The 24,575-nt window shown below is 53.5% G+C and carries 24 protein-coding genes; 6 read left to right on the plus strand and 18 right to left on the minus strand.

Annotation, left to right across the window (positions count from 1 at the left end):
* Positions 1–3 precede the first annotated feature (3 nt).
* From ACYP03_RS05885 to ACYP03_RS05905, 5 genes are read right to left on the minus strand one after another with little or no spacing between them, the layout of a single operon-like run.
* The gene (locus tag ACYP03_RS05885) at positions 4–921 is read right to left on the minus strand and encodes an alpha/beta hydrolase family protein (protein ID WP_459778847.1); all 918 of its coding nucleotides are present in this window, start codon (positions 919–921) and stop codon (positions 4–6) included.
* A gap of 11 nt (positions 922–932) precedes the next feature.
* Positions 933–1,307 carry a nuclear transport factor 2 family protein gene (locus ACYP03_RS05890; RefSeq protein WP_459778848.1) on the minus strand — a complete coding sequence of 125 codons (375 nt, stop codon included), beginning with the start codon at positions 1,305–1,307 and terminating at the stop codon, positions 933–935.
* A gap of 54 nt (positions 1,308–1,361) precedes the next feature.
* A complete protein-coding gene (locus tag ACYP03_RS05895; protein ID WP_248142966.1) occupies positions 1,362–1,817 on the minus strand; it encodes a GNAT family N-acetyltransferase in 456 nt (151 codons plus the stop codon).
* A complete protein-coding gene (locus ACYP03_RS05900; RefSeq protein WP_459778849.1) occupies positions 1,801–2,520 on the minus strand; it encodes an HD domain-containing protein in 720 nt (239 codons plus the stop codon). Before ACYP03_RS05900 ends, ACYP03_RS05895 begins: the two co-directional genes overlap by 17 nt.
* The gene (locus tag ACYP03_RS05905) at positions 2,510–2,896 is read right to left on the minus strand and encodes a GFA family protein (RefSeq protein WP_248143356.1); all 387 of its coding nucleotides are present in this window, start codon (positions 2,894–2,896) and stop codon (positions 2,510–2,512) included. The genes ACYP03_RS05900 and ACYP03_RS05905 overlap by 11 nt, the downstream gene beginning before the upstream one ends.
* A gap of 462 nt (positions 2,897–3,358) precedes the next feature.
* Here ACYP03_RS05905 and ACYP03_RS05910 point away from each other — a divergent pair, with 462 nt between their 5' ends.
* A complete protein-coding gene (locus ACYP03_RS05910; RefSeq protein ID WP_248142968.1) occupies positions 3,359–4,264 on the plus strand; it encodes a LysR substrate-binding domain-containing protein in 906 nt (301 codons plus the stop codon).
* Positions 4,265–4,396: 132 nt separating this feature from the next.
* Here the strand turns inward: ACYP03_RS05910 and aspA are convergent, their stop codons facing one another.
* From aspA to ACYP03_RS05935, 5 genes are all read right to left on the minus strand, one after another.
* Positions 4,397–5,827 carry an aspartate ammonia-lyase gene (gene aspA, locus ACYP03_RS05915; protein ID WP_248142969.1) on the minus strand — a complete coding sequence of 477 codons (1,431 nt, stop codon included), beginning with the start codon at positions 5,825–5,827 and terminating at the stop codon, positions 4,397–4,399.
* 440 nt (positions 5,828–6,267) lie between these two features.
* The gene (locus ACYP03_RS05920) at positions 6,268–7,557 is read right to left on the minus strand and encodes a dicarboxylate/amino acid:cation symporter (protein WP_459778850.1); all 1,290 of its coding nucleotides are present in this window, start codon (positions 7,555–7,557) and stop codon (positions 6,268–6,270) included.
* Positions 7,558–7,874: 317 nt separating this feature from the next.
* The gene (locus tag ACYP03_RS05925) at positions 7,875–9,293 is read right to left on the minus strand and encodes a sigma-54-dependent transcriptional regulator (RefSeq protein ID WP_459778851.1); all 1,419 of its coding nucleotides are present in this window, start codon (positions 9,291–9,293) and stop codon (positions 7,875–7,877) included.
* On the minus strand, positions 9,290–11,002 hold the full coding sequence (locus ACYP03_RS05930) for a transporter substrate-binding domain-containing protein (RefSeq protein ID WP_459778852.1): 1,713 nt from the start codon (positions 11,000–11,002) through the stop codon (positions 9,290–9,292). Before ACYP03_RS05930 ends, ACYP03_RS05925 begins: the two co-directional genes overlap by 4 nt.
* A gap of 206 nt (positions 11,003–11,208) precedes the next feature.
* Positions 11,209–11,643, minus strand: a complete 435-nt coding sequence (locus ACYP03_RS05935; protein WP_459778853.1) for a DUF2000 domain-containing protein — start codon at positions 11,641–11,643, stop codon at positions 11,209–11,211.
* Positions 11,644–11,933: 290 nt separating this feature from the next.
* Between ACYP03_RS05935 and ACYP03_RS05940 the strand changes: the two genes are divergently transcribed.
* Positions 11,934–13,208 (plus strand): sulfite oxidase, encoded by a 1,275-nt coding sequence (locus tag ACYP03_RS05940; protein ID WP_330960894.1) that lies wholly within the window; start codon positions 11,934–11,936, stop codon positions 13,206–13,208.
* 289 nt (positions 13,209–13,497) lie between these two features.
* Complete coding sequence (locus ACYP03_RS05945; protein WP_459778854.1) at positions 13,498–14,007, plus strand: c-type cytochrome; 510 nt, start codon at positions 13,498–13,500, stop codon at positions 14,005–14,007.
* A 49-nt stretch (positions 14,008–14,056) separates the two neighbouring features.
* On the opposite strand, the gene ACYP03_RS05950 is transcribed toward ACYP03_RS05945, so the two are convergent.
* From ACYP03_RS05950 to ACYP03_RS05960, 3 genes are all read right to left on the minus strand, one after another.
* Positions 14,057–14,521 (minus strand): GNAT family N-acetyltransferase, encoded by a 465-nt coding sequence (locus ACYP03_RS05950; protein WP_459778855.1) that lies wholly within the window; start codon positions 14,519–14,521, stop codon positions 14,057–14,059.
* Entirely contained in the window at positions 14,518–14,988 is a 471-nt protein-coding gene (locus tag ACYP03_RS05955; RefSeq protein ID WP_459778856.1) for a GNAT family N-acetyltransferase, read from the minus strand. The genes ACYP03_RS05950 and ACYP03_RS05955 overlap by 4 nt, the downstream gene beginning before the upstream one ends.
* Positions 14,989–15,115: 127 nt before the next feature.
* Complete coding sequence (locus tag ACYP03_RS05960) at positions 15,116–15,301, minus strand: hypothetical protein (protein ID WP_248142978.1); 186 nt, start codon at positions 15,299–15,301, stop codon at positions 15,116–15,118.
* 96 nt (positions 15,302–15,397) lie between these two features.
* On the opposite strand from ACYP03_RS05960, the gene ACYP03_RS05965 reads away from it, so the two are divergent.
* The 3 genes from ACYP03_RS05965 (at position 15,398) to ACYP03_RS05975 (ending at position 18,053) form a co-directional block, all read left to right on the plus strand.
* Positions 15,398–16,318: a LysR substrate-binding domain-containing protein gene (locus tag ACYP03_RS05965; protein WP_248142979.1), complete on the plus strand. Its 921-nt coding sequence runs from the start codon at positions 15,398–15,400 to the stop codon at positions 16,316–16,318.
* Between the two features lie 271 nt (positions 16,319–16,589).
* Positions 16,590–17,225, plus strand: a complete 636-nt coding sequence (locus tag ACYP03_RS05970) for a recombinase family protein (protein ID WP_459778858.1) — start codon at positions 16,590–16,592, stop codon at positions 17,223–17,225.
* 27 nt (positions 17,226–17,252) lie between these two features.
* Positions 17,253–18,053 (plus strand): siderophore-interacting protein, encoded by an 801-nt coding sequence (locus tag ACYP03_RS05975; protein WP_459778859.1) that lies wholly within the window; start codon positions 17,253–17,255, stop codon positions 18,051–18,053.
* A gap of 124 nt (positions 18,054–18,177) precedes the next feature.
* Here ACYP03_RS05975 and ACYP03_RS05980 read toward each other — a convergent pair whose 3' ends face one another.
* The 5 genes from ACYP03_RS05980 to eat all read right to left on the minus strand — a co-directional run bounded on the left by ACYP03_RS05980 (position 18,178) and on the right by eat (position 24,475).
* Positions 18,178–18,897, minus strand: coding sequence for a glutamine amidotransferase-related protein (locus ACYP03_RS05980; RefSeq protein WP_459778860.1), 720 nt, complete (start codon positions 18,895–18,897; stop codon positions 18,178–18,180).
* Positions 18,898–18,918: 21 nt separating this feature from the next.
* Complete coding sequence (locus ACYP03_RS05985) at positions 18,919–20,082, minus strand: iron-containing alcohol dehydrogenase (RefSeq protein WP_248142983.1); 1,164 nt, start codon at positions 20,080–20,082, stop codon at positions 18,919–18,921.
* 65 nt (positions 20,083–20,147) lie between these two features.
* A complete protein-coding gene (locus tag ACYP03_RS05990; protein ID WP_459778861.1) occupies positions 20,148–21,539 on the minus strand; it encodes an aldehyde dehydrogenase family protein in 1,392 nt (463 codons plus the stop codon).
* A gap of 26 nt (positions 21,540–21,565) precedes the next feature.
* On the minus strand, positions 21,566–22,933 hold the full coding sequence (locus ACYP03_RS05995) for a glutamine synthetase family protein (RefSeq protein WP_459778862.1): 1,368 nt from the start codon (positions 22,931–22,933) through the stop codon (positions 21,566–21,568).
* A 108-nt stretch (positions 22,934–23,041) separates the two neighbouring features.
* Complete coding sequence (eat, locus tag ACYP03_RS06000) at positions 23,042–24,475, minus strand: ethanolamine permease (protein ID WP_248142986.1); 1,434 nt, start codon at positions 24,473–24,475, stop codon at positions 23,042–23,044.
* Positions 24,476–24,575 lie beyond the last annotated feature (100 nt).

The following is a 24,575-nucleotide window of genomic DNA, read 5'->3' on the forward strand; positions in this document are numbered from 1 at the left end:
GTTTTATTGACGCAAGGTCGCCAGCCAGAGTCTGATGTCCTGAACCACCTGCCCGGTATGACTGTGCCCTTGCTGATCCTGAAACCGGTGATCCAGACTGGCATAATTCCGCGGCTGAAGGTTTGGCCGGGTATCTTTCAAGGCCTTTACCATGGCCGTAAAAGAGGCAGGATCAACATTGGTATCCTGCCCGGCCTGAATCAGCAGCAAAGGCACAGTCACTTTCGCCAGAACAGATTGCTGATCGATGGTCAGCATCTGTTTCCACCACGGAAAACCATGGCCGCTCACGGTGATATCCATAGCTTCATTCTGCACCACAGACTGGGCAAACTGCCGAAATCCGGCTTCCGCTTCCTGATAAGCTTCCGGCGGCATCTGAGAGCGCATGTTATAGAGAACATCATCAATGAAATAACGCCCCCCGCCATTGAGTGACACCACCGCATCAACCTGCTCATTGTCAATCCCCAGCAGGTGGGCTACCAGCGCGCCTTCACTGCCGCCAAGTACAATCACTTGCCGGTACAGCTTGCTTTGGGTCAACTGCTTGATCACCTGACGATAATCACTTACGCGCTGCTGCGGGGAATCATGTTTCAGATAAAGTTCGGGACAATCATCCCGCTCAGCGTCCGTGCGCCAGACCAGCCGCTGATCAATGCCGTACTTTTCTACCGTAAGAATATCTGCATCTTCAATGACCTGACTGAACTGACGATTGATCCTGTCGTTGTGATACACGCTGTTGCAGTCTGAGCCCTGAACAAGCACCAGCAGCTTGTCCCCCTCAGTCTGTTTCAGATAATAAGTAATGGGCGAACCGTCAGCTCTCTGCAACGTTTCACCGGCAGCCGGGCCGGAAAAGGCAGAAGACAAAGTGAGCATGCCCAACAAGGTGAAACTCAAGAACTGACGCATTTGAACTCCCGTTAAACAATCAGACTGGAATGGGCTGCTTTGACCTGTAACTTGCCGTTTTTCTTCAGCCAGATCCGGGTGAACCTGAAGCGTCCATTCGCCACTTCACCATCATAGGTGCCGGTAATATCGGTTCTGACATTCACAATCGTAAAAGTACCGACCTGATAAAACATCTCGTCAGACACTTCAATTGACTGAATATTCAGCTGGCCCGATGCATGCACGGACAGATCATCATCCCGGGTTAAACGCTGTCCCAAATGGTTGGTAAAAATCAGATCTTCCGCGAGTAAGTCAGTCAAGACATCGGTGTCTGAGGTAAGCATGGCTTGCTTTAATTTTTCTTCTGCGCTTCTGACTTCATTGAGCAATATGTTATTCATGTGTCTCCCTTTGGCTCCGTTCAGGTATTTTCCTGATTCATCCGGACGGGGAATTTACAGTTTCATCTTCATTCCCTGATGACTGGCCGTAAACCCCAGTTTTTCATAAAACCGGATTGCATCCGGCCGTAATTTATCGCTGGTGAGCTGTATCATGGCGCATCCTTTGCGCTTCGCGCTTTCAATCGCGTATTCAAACAGTTTTTCGCCACATCCCAATCCGCGATAAGCCGAGTGGATGCGCACACCCTCAACCAGACAACGCCAGCTGCCCGTCAAGGTCAGTGAAGGAATATAGGTCAGCTGTAACATGCCCATCACCTGCCCTTCATTTTCGGCAAGAACCAGACTGTTATTCGCATCCGACTCAATCGCCTGAAACGCAGAGAGATACGCCGGGTTCAGTGGTACTGAAGTGTCTTCGCGCTGGCTGCCCAGTATGTCATCCGCCAGCATCCCGATCAGATGTTCTAAATCTTCAGATCTGGCTTCCCTAAACCTTAATTCCATCAACTGTCCTCACCTTGTGTTCGCCAGACGGCACAACGAATTCGCCATCAATTTCGCCCTGTAGCTGCTGCAAAAAATCCCGCATATATTGTGTTCGCCGTGTGGCTTCTTCCCGGCCTGAAGGCGTATTCATCTGCGCAGACAACCTGAAAAGCTTGCGGTAGAAATGGTCGATGGTATAAGTGCCATCATCAGGTTCCCGCGCACCGCAAAACGGGTCTGCCGCCTCATACAGTGCACGACCTAAGCTGGAACTGACCTGAACACAGCGTGCAATCCCAATTGCACCGAGCGCATCCAAACGATCGGCATCCTGCACAATCTGAGCTTCCAGTGTTTGCGCCAGAACATTGGCGCTGAAACTGTGTGCAACAATGGCGTGGTGAATGGCGTTCAGGTACTGAACCGGATAGCCGGTTTCTTCCAGAAAATGAACCGCTTTCCCCGCTGCAATGCTGGAACTTTCTCGGCGTTTCGGGTGTTCTTTCCCGTAGGAAAAACAGTCATGCAGATAAGCAGCAGGCACAACAACTTCTGCGATTGCCTGTTCTTTCCGGCACAGGCTTTTTGCGGTACGCACAACTCTGCTGACATGATTCATGTCATGGGCAAGATCCTGCTTCATTTCGCGTTGAATGAAAGCCAGAAACTGACGTTCAAAATCATGAAGTTGTGCTGCTGATAGGACCACGTCAGTTCCCATACTCTTGGTCCGATGGGTGGTGAATCCCGTCGTAAATTTTGACCGGCTCCAGTTCATATGGATTCACGCCTTCCAGGCAAGCCACATTGATCGCGAACTGGTGGGGATTGGAGCGACGCTGATGATGAGTATAAATTCCGCAGGTTTTACAAAAGTAATGTTTCGCCGTCATCGTATTGAACTGATAGAGCGAGAGGTTCTCTTCCCCTTTGACAATTGTCAGATTTTCCAGCAGTACGGAAGCGGCAATCGCGCCTCTTTTTCGGCACATTGAGCAGGAACAACGACGCGGATCTTCCAGACCATTCGGCATCTTCAGTTCAAGTACGACAGCACCACAATGACAACTCGCTTTGTGAACTGGCTTAATTTCCACAGGCATGCCCCTCTCCCCGAAAAATTGAAACGAAAACCCAGCGGAGCAGAACCTGCAGCCCCGGGGCTCTTTTAGTTTTTATCTGTTTTTGTCAGTCTTTGTCCGACCAACCCACAAACATGTGAGTCAAACGCTTAGCATGTCATGCATCTTACGTTTTTATGCATTTTGTTTCATCTCAAAAAATCATGGGAAATTTGATTCTGTGCGATTACGCAATAAGCTGCGCAACAATCTGAAATCAGTAGGACAGAGACCAAAAGCATCCAGCTTCAGACCGACGAGTGAATCTGCCTTCCCATTCCAGGCAAACAAAAATGGTGTGGCCGGCTGATTCAAAGCATTTATTTTACAAAGTGGCATGGGATTAAAAGGGCGGGATTTGGTAATCTTATCCGGAAATCGCTCGCTCTGAGCCAGGTCTGCTGACCTTTACTCTTCGATAAAACAGCCTTTGATTAAATGAAAAATATCGAAACCAAATGGTTGCAAGATTTCCTGACCCTTGCGGAACTCAGGAATTTTTCACATGCAGCTGCCATACGAAACGTCACTCAGCCTGCTTTCAGCCGCCGGATCAAATCACTGGAAGCTGAGCTGGGTCTGAATCTGATTGATCGCGGTAAAACACCGATTGAACTCACCCTGCATGGCAAACAGTTCAAAACGACGGCTCAGTCGATCCTTCAGCAACTGGATGATGAGGTGAACCGGCTGTCCGGCAGCTCATTTCTGGGCCGCCATACCGTGCGGATCAGCTCATCCCATTCGATGGCCATCAGTGTGTTACCGAAATTACATACCTGCCTGTTTAATCCGGTGCTGAATACCCAGCTTTCTGTGGTGGCCAATGAAGTCGATGAAGCGGTGAAACTGCTGATTGACGGAAAATGTGACTTCCTGTTTTCGTTTTATGAAGACCGGCTCCAAGTGGCGCCTTACCGGTCGATTCACCTCGGCCGCAGTTATCTGTACTGCGTTTCTGCCGTCGATGAACATGGCAAAGCCCTGTTTGATCCGGCTGAAAATGATGCCGTTCCCTGTCTGGATTACACCCCGGAAAGCTACATGGGACGCGCCTTACAACGCTCGAACCGGGTCCTGACGCAAAATACAGTGTGTACGTCTTCCATGACCGACTTTATCAAAGCGCTGGTGATGCAGGGGAAAGGGATCAGCTGGCTGCCGGACTATGCGATCAAAGACGAGCTGGCTGCAGGGCGTCTGCAAATTCTGTCGGCACGGGAACCGGTGCCGCTCGATTTATATGTCTACCGTTACCACTCCCGCTTGCATGCAACCTGTGAAGCCATCTGGAGTGCAATGAGTAAAATGAGCCCGATTGACGGACTGCTGGGCAGAGATTAAAACCAGATACTGAAGGCATAAAAAAACCCTCCCTGAAACAGGGAGGGTGTAGGGTGAAGGTGAATCCTCTTCCCCGGCCCATTCAGGACACGGGGATACCGAGGTACAGACCTTTCGTTATTATTCTTGAACTTAGTTATACATTTTTGCTTTATAAGACGGGCGCATCAGGTTTTGTGCGGAGAAGATATCGTTCAGTTCCTCTTCGCTCAGCAGACCCCGCTCCATTGCAACTTCCTTCACGCTGCGACCCGTTTCGGCACAAATCTTACCGACGATATCCCCTTCATGGTGACCAATATAAGGGTTCAGGTAAGTTACGATACCGATTGAGTTAAAGACGAAGTCTTCGCAGACCTGACGGTTCACCGTAATTCCGGAAACACATTTCTCCGCCAGGTTAATACAGGCATTGCTCAGCAGGCTGATAGATTCAAACAGCGCCTGACCAATCACAGGTTCCATCACGTTCAGCTGCAGCTGACCGGATTCAGCGGCCATCGTGACGGTTGTATCGTTACCGATCACTTTGAAGCAGACCTGATTCACAACTTCCGGAATGACCGGATTCACCTTGGCAGGCATGATTGAAGAACCCGCCTGCATTTCCGGCAGATTAATTTCGTTCAGACCGGCGCGCGGACCCGAAGACAGCAGACGCAGGTCGTTACAGACTTTCGACATTTTCACGGCCAGACGTTTCAGGGCCGCGTGAACCGTCACGTAAGCACCACAGTCAGAAGTCGCTTCAATCAGGTCTTCAGACGGCACGCAGTTCAGGCCCGTCACATCCGCAAGATATTTCACGGCCAGAGCCTGGTAACCTGCCGGAGCATTCAGACCGGTACCGATAGCCGTCGCACCCAGATTCACTTCCAGCAGCAGGGTCGCCGCGTAGTGCAGGTTCTTAATTTCTTCTTTCAGCAGAATACTGAACGCATGGAATTCCTGACCGACTGTCATCGGAACCGCGTCCTGAAGCTGGGTACGGCCCATTTTCAGAACGTCTTTAAATTCTTCACTCTTGGCATCAAATGCAGCCTGCAGCTGTTCAATTGAGCCCATCAGCTTGATGATGCTGTTGTAAACCGCAACCCGGAAGCCGGTTGGATAAGCACAGTTGGTCGATTGACTCTTGTTCACATGATCATTCGGGTTGATGATGTGATATTCACCTTTGTCATGGCCTTTCAGTTCCAGTGCAACGTTGGCAATCACTTCGTTCGCATTCATGTTGACCGAAGTACCGGCACCGCCCTGATACACATCAGAAATAAACTGATCCATGCACTTTCCGGTTTCCAGAATCAGATCACAGGCTTCAATAATGTAGTGACCGACATCCGCTGGAATCGCGCCAAGTTCCATGTTGGCTTTTGCCGCTGCTTTTTTGGTGAACACCATGCCACGAACAAATTCAGGGATATCTGAAATGCGCATCGTTGAAATGTTAAAGTTCTCGTAGGCACGCAGGGTATGGATGCCATAGTAAGCAGAAGCAGGAACTTCACGTTTGCCGAGCAGGTCTTCTTCAATACGTACCTTTTGGGCATTGTCTAGCATAGTGGTCACCTTTGACTCATGACAGAAATAAGATTTACCAAAGCCACCTCAGGTGCTTGGTTGTCAGTACAATGTTCTTTTTCCTGTTCGAAAGGAAATGCTGAAAAGTAAGCCACAATGCAATTAATGCATAGCTGAAGAGATTGCATTCGCCCGACATTTGTTGTTAAGAACATCGGAATGACAGCATATATTCTTCTTTTGGATATTTAGTCACAACCTGCTGTTTCAACAGCATGAATATATCCGCCTCAGACAGGCGTCCGGACAGTCATGCAAAAAAGGCACCACAGGAAAGTATATTTTTTACATCGTAAATTAAATCATTTGTTCCAAAAGGAGATTTATCTCACTTTTCTCAAAACCGCGAGACCGGAGATAAAAACAAGAAGGCCAGCACAAATGGCTGGCCTTCTGTTCACATTCAGATCTGAGTGGATTTACGCGGCTTCTTCGCCCGCCATCAGATTCGGTTTATCAGTGCTGTGATAGATGTTGCTGTCCAGCTCACCTTCACTGCGGCCGACCAGGACGGCCACCATCAGGTCACCACACACGTTCACTGTAGTACGGGCCATATCCAGAATCCGGTCAATCCCGGCAATGATAGCCAGACCTTCCATTGGCAGACCAACTGTGGTCAGAACCAGAGACAGCATAATCAGGCCGGCACCCGGAACACCAGCTGTGCCGATCGAAGCCAGCGTTGCCGTCATCACAATGGTCAGGTAATCCGCAAATTCCAGATCCACACCAAAGGCCTGTGCAACGAAAATCGCCGCAACGCCTTGATACAGCGCCGTACCATCCATGTTGATGGTCGCCCCCAGCGGCAGCACAAAACTGGAAACGCCTTTCGACACACCCAGCTCTTCGCGGGCACATTTAATGCTCGCCGGCAGCGTGCCTGAACTGCTGGTGGTGGTAAATGCCACCGCTGCCGGAGTCAGAATCCCTTTGATATACGGCACCGGATTCAGGCGGCCAACCACTTTGATCACGGCTGGATAGAACAGCAGAACGTGCAGCAGACTGCCCAGATAAGCCACGCCAATCACTTTGAACAGCGGCAGCAGAATCTCCAGACCGTACTTACCCGCAACCCAGGCCATCAGACCAAAGATGCCGTAAGGAGCCAGTTTCATCACCAGTTCAGTCAGCTTGTACATCGCCTCGGCCAGGCTTTCGAAGACCTGCACGGCTGGTTTACTCTTTTCACCACACAAATTCAGTGCAACACCCAGACCCAAAGCGAAAACGATAATTTGCAGAATGTTACCCGCGGCCAGTGCACTGATAGGGTTGTTCGGAATTAAACTGAGCAGAGTCTGCACCAGGGTCGGTGCTTCTTTGGCTTCCGCAGCTGTCGCAGCCGCCGTCATTTCCAACCCGGCTCCCGGTGCCAGCAGGCTTGCCAGTCCCAGACCGATACTAATCGCAACGGCAGTGGTGGAAAGGTAAATCACAATCGCTTTCGCACCGATGCGGCCCATCTTGCGGGTATCCTGCATTGAGGTCACACCCACGACCAGCGAACAGAAAACCAGCGGGACAATCAACATTTTGATTGCATTAATAAATAAGGTGCCGATTGGCTTCAGAATTTCAGCATCCGGGCCCAGAATACTGCCGGCGACCACCCCCAGAATCATCCCGATCAGTATCTTTTTCCATAAGGCGAGTCTGCCCCAGACGCCTTTTGGCGACGACTTCATGCTTGCTTGCTCCATGTTTTTTCCTCTTCCATTGACAGAAATCAGGATCTCCCTGTTTCTGTTTCGCTGTTGTTTTCAGGGTTTGTGGACCCTAAGACCAGAACGGGCCATCCCATTCCTTAAGAGGATGAAACACTGCAAGCATGATGCCACTCTGCACGAGCATCTATCTGTATGATTTATTTAATAAAAAATGAAAACTTCTGAGCTTTGGGCATCAGAAGGGGTATAACCAGAAGAATAACCCAACAACAAAGACCAAACTTTCCCATAATAAACAAACAGTTACTATTTATTCATAAAGTTATAACTGTTCCCCTGGTTATAGGGGTTTATTCCGGCTCCGACTGTGCTTTCTTCAGCCGTTTACTCAGTGCGGGCTGTGAAATCCCCAAAAGCTTCGCAGCCAGAGACTGGTTGCCTTCCGCCCGCCGCATCGCCTCCTGAGTCAGTAAGTCGCCAATCTCCTGCAGAGAAGGCAAAGGGAAGTCCGGATCAAATAACGACACAGCAGGCTGCGAGGGCAAGTCCGCAGACACCGCATGCTTGTCCAGCACCCGGCGGAAGACATCCATCGACAGCATCCGGGAACGATGCTGGCTCATCGCATCATAGGCCAGCGCACGTAATTCCCGGACATTGCCGGGAAACGCATAATTTGCGAGTAAAACCGGCAGCTCTTTGGGAATCGTCGGTTTGGTTTTCCCCAGTTCATCCGCCGCTTCCTGCAGAAAATGTGACAGCAGCAACGGAATATCCTGACGCCGTTTACGCAGCGGAGGAATATCGACCTGATGGGTTTTCAGGCGATAGTACAAGTCTTTACGGAACTCGCCGCTCAACTGCTTTTGCACCAGATCCTGATGCGTCGCGACCACAATTCTGGCCTTCAGCCGTTTGGGCCGGTCACTCCCAAGCGGGTAATACTCGCCTTCCTGGATCAGCCTCAGCAATTTGACCTGAGATGCCTGACTCAGATCGCCAATCTCATCCAGAAACAGCGTGCCTCCGGCCGCCTGCTCAATCAACCCGGCCCGGGCTGCATCTGCCCCGGTAAACGCGCCCCGGTGATGCCCGAACAGGGTGTCGGCAAACACATGATCATCCAGCCCGGCCACATTCACACTGATCAACGGGCCGTTTCGCTGACTCAGCGTATGCAGTGCGCGTGCAATCAGCTCTTTGCCGACGCCGCTTTCACCGCAGATCATCACCGGCTGGCTGCTGGGCGCCACCGATTCCAGATACTGAAAGACTGACCGCATCGCTTTATCCCGGGTGATAATCCGGGCAAAAACCTCCGGCCGCTCCAGAGTATCCGTCAGAAACCGCCGCCGCAGGGCATGATTTTCAGCCTGCATTTCCTGCATCAGAATGACCCGTTTGACTCCTTCCACCAGCCGGTTCTCTTCCGTGGTTTTCACGAAATAGTCATGGGCGCCGAGCCGGATGCAGTTCACCGCAGTTTCCGCCTGATTCAGGCCACTGATAATGATGACCGCGACTTCCGGATATTCCGCTTTGATCTGGGCCAGCAAAGTTTCACCGGACACATGTGGCATGGTCAGATCCAGCAACACTAAGCCGATATTTTCCTGCTTGATGATTGCCATGGCCTCCCGGCTGTCCTGGCACTGAAAGAGATGATTAATGCCTCCCCGCCGCTCCAGCACAATGCTCAGGCTGCGCAGAAAAGCCGGTTCATCATCGACCAGCAGGACACCGAAAGCCGGATATGGATTGGTATTCATGAAGCAGTTGTCCCTTTCAAGGCGGGCAGCGAGAGCGTCACGCAGGTCCCTTGTTGCAAATTAGAGTCGTAAGTTAAATTGCCACCATGTTCATTCACGATGCTGAACGAGATGGACAATCCCAGTCCGGTGCCGCCCTGCTCGCGTTTGGTGGTAAAGAAAGGATCGCTCAGCCGGGGCAGATGTTCTGGTGCAATGCCCTGCCCCTGATCGCAAATCTCCAGCCGGAGCTGCTGTTCCGCGCTGTGGAAATACGTCCGGACCCGAATCGCCTGATCGGACGATGACAGTGCCTGGCAGGCATTAATCATCAGATTGATAATCACCTGCTCTATCCGCTGGCCATTGCCCTCAAATGCGGGCAGTGACTCGCCGTAATTCACGGAAAAATGCTGGGTCGATTGCTGAATGGTCCGGTCAACCAGCCGGATTGCTGCCGCAGTGACAACATTCAGATCAACGACATCGCTCAAATCTGTCGGCTCCTGACGGGCAAAATCCCGTAAGTCTTCCACGATCCGGCGAATGCGCTGCGTCCCGGCCAGCATATCATCCAGCATCGGAGGGATTTCATCCCGCATCCGGCTGTAAGACAAACCGCCCATCATAAAATCACCATGCTGCTGATAATAAGCGTCGAGGATCTCCTCTGCGTCCTGATAGGATTCTTTGAGGATCGGCAGGTTCAGCAACAGTAAACTGCTGGGGTTATTGATTTCATGTGCCATCCCCGACACCAGAATCCCCAGCGAGGTCATTTTGTCCGCCTGAATCAGCTGCTGTTGCTGCAGCTGCTGCGCTTCCGTGCGTTTTGCCACTTCACGGCTCAGGGCGCGGTTCCAGATCATAATCCCGCCCAGCACCAGCAAGAGAATCCCGGATACCATTGCCGCAGCCATACCGAGCTGCTTCCAGCTGAAGCCCTGATTTTCCAGCGGACCCAGCCATTTGTCATAAATGGCCTGCTGCCGGCCGGTATTTTTGAGAATCGCCAGTCCTTCACTAAACTGCGCCAGCAGATCTTCATTGCCTTTCAGCACCGCGTAACCGTAATGCTGAGCGCCCAGCGGCTTTCCGACTGGAATGAGATTCGACAGCTCCAGCGCCTTGCCGGTGTACAGCCCCGGCAGATTCGCCACCAGCGCATAGTCGTATTGACCGGATGCCAGCAACCGCAGGGCATCTGCGTGAGAGTCTACCAGCACTAAATCCGCCCCCGGCTGCTGGTGACGCAGATAATCATGCATCGCGCCGCTGCTCTGAACGATCACCGACTTGCCGTTCAGCTCGTCCAGCCCGGAGACCACCGGTTCGCCTTTTCGGGCAAAGACAGACTGATGCACAATGGCATGGGGCGGAGAAAACGCATAATACTGCTGCCGGGCTTTCGACTGCACAATCCCCTGAACAATATCGATGTGCCCCTGATCGAACTGATGGCGGATGTCATCCCAAGCCCCCAGACGGATCTCAACGTCAATGCCCATGACTTCTGCAATTGCCAGCGTCAGCTCCGTGTTGTAACCGTCAGGTTCACCGTCTGCATTGATGAATTCATAAGGCGGGTAGTGATGGTCACCGCCGACAATAATGACCCGTTCTGCATCAGCAGCAAACACCTGTAGCGAAGAGAGGAAAACGATGCCGATCCCGAACCTGCGGATCCATGCACCGCATGCAGCACGACAGTTATCAGCATTCAGGATCATGCAGTCTTCCTTCATCAGCCCGGTGTTCACGGCATCAAAGACCGGGAACTGCGTCTCGTGAGTGACGGGAGAAAGGTGATTTTCCTCCCAATGAATGAAGGGGTTATTTTATAGATTTATCACCAATATCCAAGGGAAGAAAAAGCAAAGGAAAGGCAGGCGCATTCCATGAAACTGCGCAACTGCGCATAGATCTCTTACAAGAATTAACGATATAAACTGAACTTTCTGGTCATCTCTTTCAGCATCTCTGCATCACCAAACAGTCCGATGCCCATGTACTCTAAATCAGCCTCCGCAGTTTCTGCGGTGACCGCTTGCTGATGCAGCGAGCCGCCGTCAGTCATCGTATGGGTGAAATCAGTAAACGTGACGCCCTTCGCCAGCGCCGCTTCTCTGACATTCCGGATTTTATTGCTGTTATCGGCCTTCAGCACGATAAAAGGATAGTGAGATAAAGAAGGGTGAACCTGACCATCTTTATCCGTGTAATCCACATAATGCGCCATGCCTTGTTCTAATTGTGCAGACAGGCCCACACTGATGTGTCCCAGCACATTTAACGTCCTGCCCAGTTCCAGTTTCTTATTCAGGACAACGACAAAACGCTTTTGATTTTCATCCGGTAAACTGCTGCTCATCATGTCTCCCTCGCCAGCATCGTGTGTGACAGTTTCGTTTCAAAACCAGTAAATTAACAGTGTTCCTCTCTGAAATAAACCAAGCAGCGAAGGTATCAGGGCCCTCTGTCGTCAGCCCCCCTCTGCCACAAGATCCGAAAACACCAGCACTGCGACATCGCTGCCTGTTCAACGGGATACTCACCAACGCCATCGGCTCAGATAAAGTTGTCTATACTCCATTAGCCGGACACGCAACTAAAAACTGCTTCGCACTCCTGCGAAAACAATACAAAAATTGGGAGGTTCCCATGCCCAAAGATCTGAGTCATATTTCCATCACACGTCGCCGGTTTAGCGCCCTCACCGGTTTGCTCGGGCTGGTATTCGGTTTTGCGCCGGGCATGCTCAGCCGCGCGATCGCTCAGGTCAAAGAGACAGCCGACAAGATCATCCACGGAAAATCCTCTGAGATGATCATCCACAATGCCAAGCTCGGTGTAACTGAAACACCGCTTGAGCTGCTGCGGAAATACAAACACACACCAAAGGAAATTCTGTTCTCCCGCTATCACTTCCCGCACGAAGGTGAAGCCGCATGGTACGGAACCACTGAGGCGCCACCGGCCAAGCTGGTCGAGAACTGGACAATCCGCATCGACGGTCTGGTCAAGCGCCCGCGCACGGTAACCATCGCTGAACTGCAGGCGATGCCGCAGGAGCAACGCATTTCGGTCCTGCAATGTGCCGGGAACGGCCGCTCATTCTACGCAGCCAAGCAGAAAGTCAGCGGCGGTCAGTGGCAGAACGGCGGAATGGGCAACGTGGTCTGGGAAGGTGTGCCACTCAAACCATTCCTTGAGAGCCTGGAGATGGAACCGTCTCTGAGCGCCCGCTGGCTGACGGCAGAAGGCTGGGACCAGCCCGCAACCCGCGCCGGCACTGATTTCGCCAAAAGCTACCTCATTGACGACGAAGCGCTCGACCATGCAATTCTGGCGCTGAAGATGAACGGTGAACCGATCCCTGCCATTCACGGTGGCCCGGTGCGGCTGATCATTCCGGGCTTCTACGGCAATATGAACGTCAAGCTGCTGACGGTACTGCTGTTCGCTGCCGAACAATCGCCAAGCACCTACCAGTCGGTCGGCTACCGGATGCCGCTGGCCCCGGTCGAACCGGACACTTTCGGTGCCAACGACTATACGCTCGAAAACAGCCGGCCGACCTACGGCCACGCGATCAAGAGTGTGATTTTCTCACCGCTGCCCAGCGACAGTCCGAAGTCCGGAATGACCGAAATTACCGGCGTTGCCTTTAATGACGGCATGGCGCCGATCACTTCTGTCGAAGTTTCAGCTGACGGCGGCAAGTCATGGCATACGGCGACGCTTGAGAAGCCGGAAAGTCCCTGGGCATGGCATTACTGGTCAGTGAAACTTCAGGTCGGAGCCGGTGAGCAAACCCTGATGTCACGGGCCACCGATGCGCTTGGCCGAACCCAGCCTATCGACGGTCTGGCGCGCTGGAACCCTCGCGGCTACGAATGGAACGGTGTCGAACGGAGCGCCGTGAAGTTTTCCTGAACCGATAGTTCGGGGATCTGCACCATCCGCAAGATCCCCGTGCTCTCGCAATGCTGCCGATGGAAATCTGATAATGCATCACCGCAAAACTCCTTCCCGGAGATGTTGGCATGCAGCCGGAGCAATGTTGATTGCCTCGCTGGCAAGTGCTGCATCGGCTGAAATCGAACTGCCGCCCGGCCCCGACCGGGACCTCGTTTATGGTACCTGTCGGACCTGCCATGATCTGCAATACCTGCAAGACTCCGCCGGAATTCCAGAGAGTGCCTGGAGCGATCTGCTGGATAGCATGAAGCAATACGGCCTGCGCATTCCCCCGGACCGGCGCGCCAGAATTCTCCGTTATCTCGGCGCATACCTCGGTCCCAATCCGCCACCGGCATCGTCCGGTGCCGCCGTAGCCTCTGCAGCAGGACCGGCTGACGGTAAAACGCTGTTCAACGAACAATGTTCCAGCTGTCATCAGGTCAATGGTGCCGGGCTGCCCGGGACGTTCCCACCGCTGGCTGGCAACCCGGATCTGATGCTCGACCCGCACTTTCCGGTCTTCGTCGTGCTCAACGGTCTGCAAGGTAAAATCACGGTTGAAGGCAAAACGTACAACGCTCAGATGCCTTCGTTCGCACACCTTTCGGATGCGGAGGTCGCTGCGGTGATCAATTACATCCGTGAAGCCTGGGGCAACGATGCATTGCGCCCGGCAAACATATCACCGCTCGACGATGCCGCCGTCGCCACAGTCCGGGCAACTGAAAAAACGCCCGATGAAGTCCACGCCTACCGGGCCAGTCTGAAGTAATAACGAATGAGTGGAGATCACTTGTGCATCCGGCCGTCCGGTCAGGCTTTTAACCCTGATTTTCGGTCAAATCCAGACGAAGTCTGAGCATATCCCGGTGCTGCAGCCCCTGCTCGAAGATGGGCTCATCGTAATGATCAAGAAAGAAATCTTTCATCACAGCGTCGACCCGGAATCCCAGTTTCTGATAGAAGGTTAACTGATAACCAAAAGTGCCGGTGCCCAGTACCAGTGCTGTCGCACCCTGCTTTCGCAGTCTCGGAAACAAATCCGTCAGCAGTTGTGTGCCAATTCCCTGTTGCTGGTATGCCGGATAGACCGCCAGATTAAAAAGTTCATAAGTCGCTTCCGCGATAGATTGCGCCACACAAACACCAATGATCTCATCATTCTGAACCGCAGCCAGACAGAATGCACCGCTCAGGTACCGCTGAATACAGGCTTCAGACGGATCAGCTTCCAGCAGCAGCGCCATCGGGATCAGTTCAGGATCAACATGATGAATCCGGATCATGAGAGCACCAGCGTCATGATCAGCTCATCTTCGGTCTGATCAGTCACCTGAAAACCGGCTTTTTCGTAACTGTGCTTTGCCGCCAGATTTTGCGGATAGACATCCAGCTGAAGCACACGAGCCTGATGGGTTGCGGCTGCCGTTTGTTTCGCAGCTTCGATTAACGCCTGACCCACACCCAGCCCCTGATACACCCCCTGAACATACATCTGGGTGATCAAAGCGGTCTGGTTTCCGATGTCAGAAAGGCCGCACAGTCCTATCAGCACTTCTCCGTCATATGCGCCCAACATGGTGTGCTGCGGGCTTTGCACCTCAATATTACGTTCAAAAAACATTTGGGACATGCGCCGCTGCGCTTCATAATCGGCGCCAAAGCAGTCCGGATGCAGACGTAGGCTTTCCAGACGAATCTCTCGATAAGCCGGGATATCAGCCGGGATTAAGACACGAACAAAAACTTCCATCTCTCAGACTCTTTTTATTCCATTTTTCAGCATCTTAACCTTGCATCAGATTGGATGTACAGACAGAACTCAGTGAAAAATTATCCTGACTCTGTCTAAAAACGAATGACCCCGGCCCCATCATTCCCTATAAGTACTGATGATAGTCTGCAGAAGTGACACACGGTTCATCGAGCCCGAGATCATGTTTCAGATGCGGCGTCAGTCCGTCTTGCTGTACAGCTGCCTTTCTGGCCGAGTTCATCGCCAGAATGCGCTTCTTCGCGCTCAGACGCTGACTTTTCATTTCCCAGTGCAACATCAATTTGATCATTTTTCTTCTCTCCGGTCACTGTGTCTGCGGAGATTATGCGTATAATCTTTCCTATCAACGAACGATGATTTATGACACCACCTATAAGCTGAGATTATGGACAATCGCTTACGTCATTTATCCGGGCTGCGTTATTTTGAAGCCGCAGCCCGGCAACAGAGCTACAGCAAAGCCGCTGAAGAGCTTTATGTCAGTCAGGCGGCCGTCAGCCAGAAGATCCGCCAGCTGGAAGAATCACTCGGCTGCAAACTTTTTACCCGTCAGGGACGCAATATGATGCTGACCAGCCAGGGCACCAGCCTGTTTTCAGCCGTCTCCAGAGGATTCGAACATATTCTGTCTGGTCTGAATACCATTCAGGCCGAGCCGCTGGAAGGCATGCTGACCGTCAATACCACGCCGTCGTTTGCGGCACGCTGGCTGATGCCCAGACTCTGGAAGTTCACCATGAGTCATCCGAATATTCCGATCCGTGTTTACGCCACCGCCGAATCACCGGAGATGAAATACGGCAATATCGATATTGCCATTCGTCAGGGTTATGACACCGATTTAGGCAATAACCTGACCAAAACCCTGCTGTATGAAGAGGCCGTCTACCCGATCTGCTCGCCTGAACTGGCAGAATCCGTTCAACTGACCCGACCGGAACAGTTATTAGATTGCTGGCTCATCCATGGTGTGGACACCCATAGCTTCACCTGGGAGAAATGGTTCCAGATCGCCGGGGTCACCATGCCCAAAAACAACGTCCAGTGGATGGAAGTCAGCACATTCGATATGGGGCTGAATGCGGTGATCGCCGGCCATGGTGCCTGTTTGGGCACGCTCAGTCTGGCGGGAGATTTTATTGAACGCGGCCTGCTGGTGAAGCCTTTCGACATTGGCATGACCCCCGGCGTCCGCTTCACCCTGTTTTACAGCCAGACTTCGCCCCGGATCGCCCGGGCCCAGGCTTTCATCGACTGGCTGCACAATGAAGTCAGACACTTTCAGGCGCAATCCGCGCTCGTCTGAAATTCCCCTTTTCCGGTCATCCCGACTGCTCTGCCAATTTGAACCGGTCATTCCCGCACAAGCGGGATTCCGGTTCGCACCGTACACCTTCTGACTTTTTCGGATATCGCTCTCTAGTTTTCAGAATGGCTCATTTAGTGTTGATCAATTTAATTTGAGCCACTATGATAGCCATCAAATGAGCTACACCAAATGAACTATTTATTCATTTGAACCATTCTTTCTTTCGTGGTCCTGCCAAAACCACACCGACACAACACAGGAATAACGTATGCCGACGACTTACGGCTACATTCGGCTGTCACCGAAAATGACGGATCCGGATGCTTTCATCCGACAGATGACCGATGCCAGTCCGGATCTCCGTCTGTTTCAGGAAACCGGAATGCGCGGTAATGTCCCCGCAGAAGATCGTCCGCAGTACCGTGCCTTGTTTGACCGTCTCAGACCGGGCGATGAACTGGTCGTCCGCTGGGTAACCGATCTGGGTTTTCATTTCGATGCCTGTCGTCTGACTATCAGCAATTTGCTGGCCAAAGGCGTGATCATCCATACCCTGAATGAGCCCCTGACATTTCAGCCGGATTGCCCGATCACCGACGCCTTGCTGCGGATGCTGAAAGGCTACGCCAGCTCGCAAACCCAGCAACGATTGTGGGCCGCTGAAGCGAGTCGCGGCATCCTCCGGCAAGACCCGTCGGCCTGGAAAGAAAAATTTCGGGGCCGTCGGGCCAATCAGGCACAACACCAGCAGATCGCTAAACTGCTGCAAGCCGGGAAAACGCTGCAAAGTGTGGCGGATGAAGTGGGCGTGAGCATTTCCACGGTCAAACGCGTCAAAGCCAAAATGCAGCAACCGGACCAAGCGGGCCTTGATCGCCACGACCCGTCCTCCTGTAAACCATAAATAAAGAACAATAAAAGGGCACAACACATGCAAAAACGTCTTCAACCCAAAACATTCACCGTCTCAGAAACATTCGATATCAGCCCGAACATGCGCCGTATCGTGCTGACCGGTGAGGATATCCGGCAACTTCCGGCAGACAGTGCCGGGCAATACGCCAAATTGCTGTTCACGCCAGAAGGCAGCACGGACCTGAATACCCTGACCGAAGGTCAGCGTCCGGTGATGCGCACCTACACCATCAGCGAATTTGATGCCGTGCAGGGCCGGTTTTCAATCGACTTTGTCAAACATCAACATGGGGACACGGTCGATCAGATGCAGGGCGGATACGCCAGCCACTGGGCCATCCAAGCCCAGGCAGGCGATCAGATTTCCATTGGCGGACCGAACACGATTCAGGGTCTGGCAGAAGACTATGACTGGGTGTTCATCATCGGCGATATGACCGCCCTGCCATCGGTTCAGCTCAAAGCCGCCAGTCTGCCCGCAGATGCCAGAGGCTATGTAGTGCTGGATCTGCACAGTGATGCCGATCTGCCTGCCCTGAACCTGCCCGCCGGTGTTGAACTGATCCTCAGAACCGGAGATCTCCAGACTGCCCCTTCGCTGGCAGAACGCGTGGCTTCACTGCCGTGGCTGACAGGAAAACCGGCCATCTGGTGTGCCTGTGAATTCAGCAATATGAGAGCCATTCGCCAGCATCTCAGCCAGCAGCAGGAATTCGATCGCAAAGCCTGCTACATCAGCAGTTACTGGAAGGCGGGCGTCACCGAGGATGGTCATAAGGTTATCAAACGTGATGACCAGGAGAATTATGACGGCTAATTCACAAGGAATAAGTCACAAGAAAAAAGTTACAGCAAATCAGCGACGACGGCAGTGATACCGGCAAAAAACAGCCTGCCCGGCAGAATGCAGGACAGGCTGTGACGTCAGGCTTGGATTACTTTCAGGATGCCTGAAGAAAATCCAGCATCCAGCGGGTGACCCGTTCACTGTCGACCGTTTTCTCCAGCGACGTCAGCCCGTCATCCAGGACTTCAGCAGGCAGGATGTCTTTTCTTGCCAGCATCAGATCCCGGGAATAAGGCTTACTGAACTCCGGGTGACCCTGAATCCCGAGGAAATGATCGCCGACCTGCATCATGGCATAAGGGCAAAAATCGCTTCCGGCCAGCACCACACTGTTTTGCGGCAGTGTAACCACCTGATCCTGATGGCTGACCACCAGCGACAGGCTTTCAGGCACCGTCGCAGCACCGTTCACGCCCCGGGGTAACGCCAGCAGCGAATGCGTGGCTACGCCAACCCCCCAGCCCTGCGGTGCCTGAATCACATCGCCCCCCAGCGCTTTGGCAATCAGCTGATGTCCGAAACATATCCCCACCAGCTTTTTGTGGCGTGTATACAGGGACCGGATAAATTCCAGCAACGGCGGGATCCACGGCAAATCATCATTCACGCTGAAGCGACTGCCCGTGGTCATGTAGACATCACATTCGTCCGCATCCGAAGGCAATTCACCGTCCAGTGCCCGGTAAAACACCAGTTCCAGTTTGCTGTCGGCATGATGCAGTAACTGCTCAAACATCGCCGGATAATTCCCGTGTGCCGGCTGCAAATCCTGCCGGACGTCATCGCACTGCAAAATGCCTATTTTCATCTGCATGGTGTCTCCTTGATGTCAGGCTTACGGAAGCCGGCCCGTGACGGCATCGACAAAAATCTGGCTGTATTCTTCCGCCGAGAAGGCAACGGGATTACCCCCGGCCGATGGATCCTGCACGGCCATTTCCCCGACCCGCTGGGCTTCTTCAATGGTGATGTCGATTTCTGCCAGCGTCTGCGGAATCTTCAGCTCGGCACGGAAGTCCAGAACCCAGTGCAGGAAAGCATCAAAACCGGGCTCAGGCAGATCCAGATAACGGGCCAGATCCGTGATCCGGTCTTCAATCGCATGGCGGTTGGCCGCCAGCACATAAGGCATCAGGATCGCATTCAGCAGACCGTGGTGCTTGTCATACAAGGCGCCCAGTGTATGCGCGATGGCGTGCATGCCGCCCAGCCCGCGCTGAAAAGCCGTTGCTCCCATGCTAGACGCCACCAGCATCTGGGTCCGGGCTTCAATATCTTCACCATTCGCCACGGCCTGCGGCAGATAGGTTTTGATCAGCCGGATCCCTTCCAGTGCAATTCCTTCTGCCATCGGGTGATAGCCAGGGGCACAGAAGGCTTCCAGATTATGGGACAGTGCATCCATCCCGGTTGCGGCCGTAATATGCGGCGGCAGACCAACGGTCACTTTCGGGTCAAGCAACACACGAACCGGCAGCATCTTCGGATGGAAAATGATCTTTTTGACATGATTGGCCGTATCGGTGATCACCGAGGCGCGTCCTACTTCAGAACCGGTTCCGGCGGTGGTCGGAATTGCGATCACTGGTGCAATGGCAGCGGCATTGGCCTGAAGCCAGTTATCACCCACATCCTCAAACGCCCACAGCGGCAGGGACTGTCCCGCCATCAGCGCAATGGCCTTGGCCGCATCCAGACTGGAACCACCGCCAAATGCAATCACCCCGTCAAAACCACCCTGACGATACACCGACAGACCATCTTCGACGTTTTCTCCGGTCGGATTGCCCTGAATCCGGCTGAACACCTCACAGGCAATCCCGGCTTCCCGGCACAGCGCAACCGTTTCAGACACCATGGGCAACTCCGCCAGACCGGGGTCCGTCACCAGCAGGGCTTTGCGGATCCCTGCGCCATGACACGCCTGTGCAATCTGATAGAGACAGCCTTCGCCGACCGTCATCGGTGTCGGGTAATTCCAGTTTCCTTGTAATGCCATCTTGCTCTCCTTGTGGCCACTCCGTCACCAAGCACAGAGCGACACATTTTCTGAAATACGATGAATTAGCCCAACGTCTTGATATGGAACGACTTCGGACGGGTCAGCGCCTCAAAGCCGAGCACGGACAACGTGCAGCCGCGGCCGGATTGTTTCACCCCGGTCCAGGCCAATGCGGGATCCAGATAGTCACACCGGTTGATAAAGAACGTCCCGGTCTCCAGCTGTTCGCCCAGCGTGATCCCAGTGTCGATGTCCTGTGTAAAAATACTGGCAGTCAGGCCGAAATCGCTGTCGTTCATCAGGGTGATGGCTTCTTCGTCGCTGCTGACCTTCATGATGCCAACCACAGGGCCAAAGGATTCTTCGTGCATCACCCGCATCGAATGATCCACCTGCGTCAGAATCTGCGGTGCCAGATAAGGCGTCCCGGCCAGACTGAGCGGAAAGTTTTTCTCGTCGATATGGGCCACGGCCCCCTGAGCAACCGCGTCTTCAATCTGTCCCCGGACAAAATCTGCTGCACTGGCACGGACCAGCGGCCCGAGCGTCGTGTCCGGATCATCAGATCGGCCCAGCGTGTACTTGTTGACGATCGCGACCGCTTTCTCAACAAAGGCGTCATAAACCGATGCATGCACATAAATCCGCTCAATACCGCAGCAGGACTGGCCGCTGTTAAAGAAGGCGCCGTCAATGGCCGTTTCGGCGGCATAAACCAGATCGGCATCGGCGCGGATATATGCCGGGTCCTTGCCGCCCAGCTCCAGTCCGACCCCGATAAAACGTCCGGCAACCGCCTGTTCGACATGCGCACCGGCAGGCACCGACCCGGTGAACGCGACATGACTGATCTGCGCTGATTGAATCAGCGCAGTGGTGTCGTCATGACTGAGATGCAGATACTGGAACACCCCTTCCGGCAGTCCGGCGGCATCAAATGCGGCCTTCAGACGCTCCGCACACAGCGGCGTCTGGGCCGAGTGCTTCAGGATGACACTGTTGCCCGCCAGCAGGGCCGGTACGATGCTGTTCACTGCCGTCAGATACGGATAGTTCCAGGGTGCAATCACCGCAACCACACCCACAGGTTCACGTCGGATATACCGGGTAAATCCGGGCTTGTCCGGCAGGGTAACCGGGGCCAGCGCTGTCTCACTGGCTTCAATCATATATCGGGCACGCTCGGCCAGACCGGCGACTTCCCCTTTGGCATAACGGACCGGACGTCCCATCTGCCAGCTGATTTCCAGACCGATATCCGCCTGATGGGCTTCAAACCATTCGACGGCTTTCGCGCAGATGGCCTGACGCTCTGCCAGGTCTGTACCGGCCCAGTTTTTCTGTGCGCGTTGTGCCAGCTTCAGCGCCTGCTGAATCTCCGTCTGTGAGGCGAGCGGCCGGGTCACATACACACTGCCGTCAACCGGCGAAATTGTTTGCTGCATGGTTGTCATTGCAAGTCTTCCTCAGGTTTGTTGACCTAGATAATTTCGAAGTAGCGGTCCATTTCCCAGTCCGTCACATGTTTTCTGAATTCACGCTCTTCCCACTCACGGGTGGCCGCAAAATGATCGACAAACTCATCTCCAAACATAGTACGGGCCGCTTCCGACTGCCTGAATCGCTGCGCGGCTTCCCACAAAGTACGGGGCAGCTGCAGCTCCGGCGCATGAGGCTGTTCATAGGCATTGCCTTTTACCTGTTCAAAGGGTTCCCATTCCTGAAGGATGCCATACAGACCGGACGCGACCGCAGCCGCCAGTGCCAGATAAGGGTTGGCATCTGCCGCGCCGAGGCGGTGCTCAATGCGTTGCGACTTCTCACTGCCGGGGATCACCCGCAGCGCAGTGGTGCGGTTTTCCACGCCCCAGGTCGCATCGGTCGGGGCCCAGAAGCCCGGGATCATCCGGGTATAACTGTTAATAGTCGGCGCAATCAGGCACAGAAACTCCGGCATCAGGCGCTGCTGTCCCGCCAGAAAATGACGTTGAATCTTGCTCATATTGTGGGTTTGCGATGGGTCGAAGAAAGCCGAAGAACCGTCTTTGTTTTTCAGCGAAACATGGATATGCCCGCTTTGTCCGGGATAGTCGCCTGACCATTTCGCCATGAAGGTCGCCATCAGCTCACGCTTCTGTGCCAGCACCTTCATGAAGGTTTTGAACAGTGCAGCTTTATCTGCGGCCGCTTCAGCACCGTCGACGCCAATGGCGGCTTCCAGCACGCCCGGTCCGGTTTCGGAGTGAATGCCCTCGATCGGGAAGTCCATCTGCTCCCCCATTTCCAGAATTGCGTGATACAAATCTGAATGGACTGAATTGCGGATCATTGAATAACCAAACCAGTCCGGCGTAATCGGTTCGAGATTGCGAAAGCCTTTTTCGCGGGCCGAATGCGATGTTTCGTTAAACACAAAGAACTCGTACTCCAGCGCAGAAAACACATCGAAACCCATGGCATCGGCTTTTTGCAGCACCCGGCGCAGGGTACCGCGCGGGCAGACTTTTTCGGCCTCTTCCGTAAACTCTGCAATAAACAGCAGCATGCCGTCTTCCCCGTACACGTCACGGCAGGTATGAGGCAGAATCCGCACCGGCGCATCCGGGTAGCCGGTATGCCAGCCGGTGTAACTCGCGTTATCGTACAGCTGGTCTTTGGAATCCCAGCCCAGAACCACATCACAGAAAGCAAACCCTTTTTCCAGTGAGGAAAAGAATTTCGATTTCGCCATATATTTACCGCGCATGATGCCGTCGTTATCGAACAGCCCGACTTTGACATGTGTCAGACCCCGTTCCTCAACAATGGCCATTGCGTCCGCAATCGTCTTCACTTCTCTGGCTTCCATGTGTACCTCTCTTGATCTCTCTTGATAAAGATGGCTCGTACCTGAGCCGTGTGCTCAATGATTCAGTCCGGACACGTTCGCTCGTCACGCGTCCGGATATCCGCTGAATTAGCTGAGTTCAGACTCAGCACTGGAAATCAGGTCAAACTCTTCTTCCGGCGCATTCGCCACAATCCGGTGGCGGCTGTACAGGGCGAAGTAAGTCAGCATCACGGCATAGAAGAGTGCCGACCACAACGCCGCCTGCAGGCTCACCACAAAGGTGGATGCCAGTGCCACTAACGACAGCACCAGTGCAATGCCGGACGTCAGCGTGCCCCCCGGTGTTTTGTAAGGACGCGCCAGTTCCGGCTCTTTCCGGCGCAGCAAGATATGGGACAGACTCATCAGGGCGTAAGACACAGTCGCACCGAACACCGCCATGGTGATCATCAGATCGCCCTCGCCGGACAGGGACAGCAGAAACCCAATCACACCGGGGACAATCAGCGCCCAGACCGGCACTTTTCGCTCACCGGACAGGGACAGGAAACGGGGCAGATAACCGGCCCGGGACAGGGCAAACACCTGACGGGAATACGCATAAATAATCGAGAAAAAGCTGGCTATAAGACCGAACAGGCCGACAACGTTCACAAACTTGGCAGCGAGAGAATCTGTGCCGTAAACTGCCTGCAAAGCCCCAACAAGTGGCGCGCTGTGAGATTTCATCGCCTCAGCACCGGCTCCGCCCGGGACCAGAATCAGTACCACGGCAGCAAAGACAATCAGCAGCAGCATGGAAGCGATAATCCCGCGCGGCATGTCTTTTGCCGGGTTGGTCGCTTCTTCTGCAGCCAGCGGGACGCCTTCAACCGCCAGAAACAGCCACATCGCAAACGGCAGTGCCGCCCAGATCCCGAGATAACCTTCCGGTAAAAATACGCTGGCACCCGCGACATCAGCTTGAACAGGGATATCAAAAAGGTTGTTGATGTCGAAGTGCGGCAGCATGCCCAGCGCAAACACGATAATCGCAATCACGGCCAGAATCGTGATACCCATCATGATCCGCAGTGCTTCACCAGCGCCCCAGAGATGAATTCCAACGAAGACGCAGTAGAAGACGGCATACACCACCGGGCCATCGATGCCAATCAGCTCGTTGACGTAGCCGCCAATGAAGATTGCAATCGCCGCCGGTGCAATGGCATATTCCAGCAAAATCGCGGTTCCGGTCAGAAAACCGCCCCAGGGCCCCATCGCCCGCCGGGCAAAACTGTAGCCGCCGCCGGCAGTCGGAATGGAAGATGACATTTCGGCCAGACTGAGAATCAGGCACAGATACATCAGCCCCATCACAATGGTTGCCAGCAACATGCCACCGAAACCAGCACGTTCCAGGCCAAAGTTCCAGCCGGCAAAATCGCCGGAAATCACATAAGACACCCCAAGACTGGCCAGAAGCACCCACCCGGCAACGCCTTTTTTGAGCTGTCGTTTACTTAAGTAATCGTCAGAGACGGTGTTATTTTCGACTGCTTGATAATTGCTGTCAGACATCACTGTTCCTCTTCAACGGTAATAAAGTCAAATCGCATCTCTTGTTACAACTTTGTTAACTTAAATGCGACTGAACAACCCCGACAACAAGAATCAGTTC

The organism is Photobacterium sp. R1, from assembly GCF_054600795.1.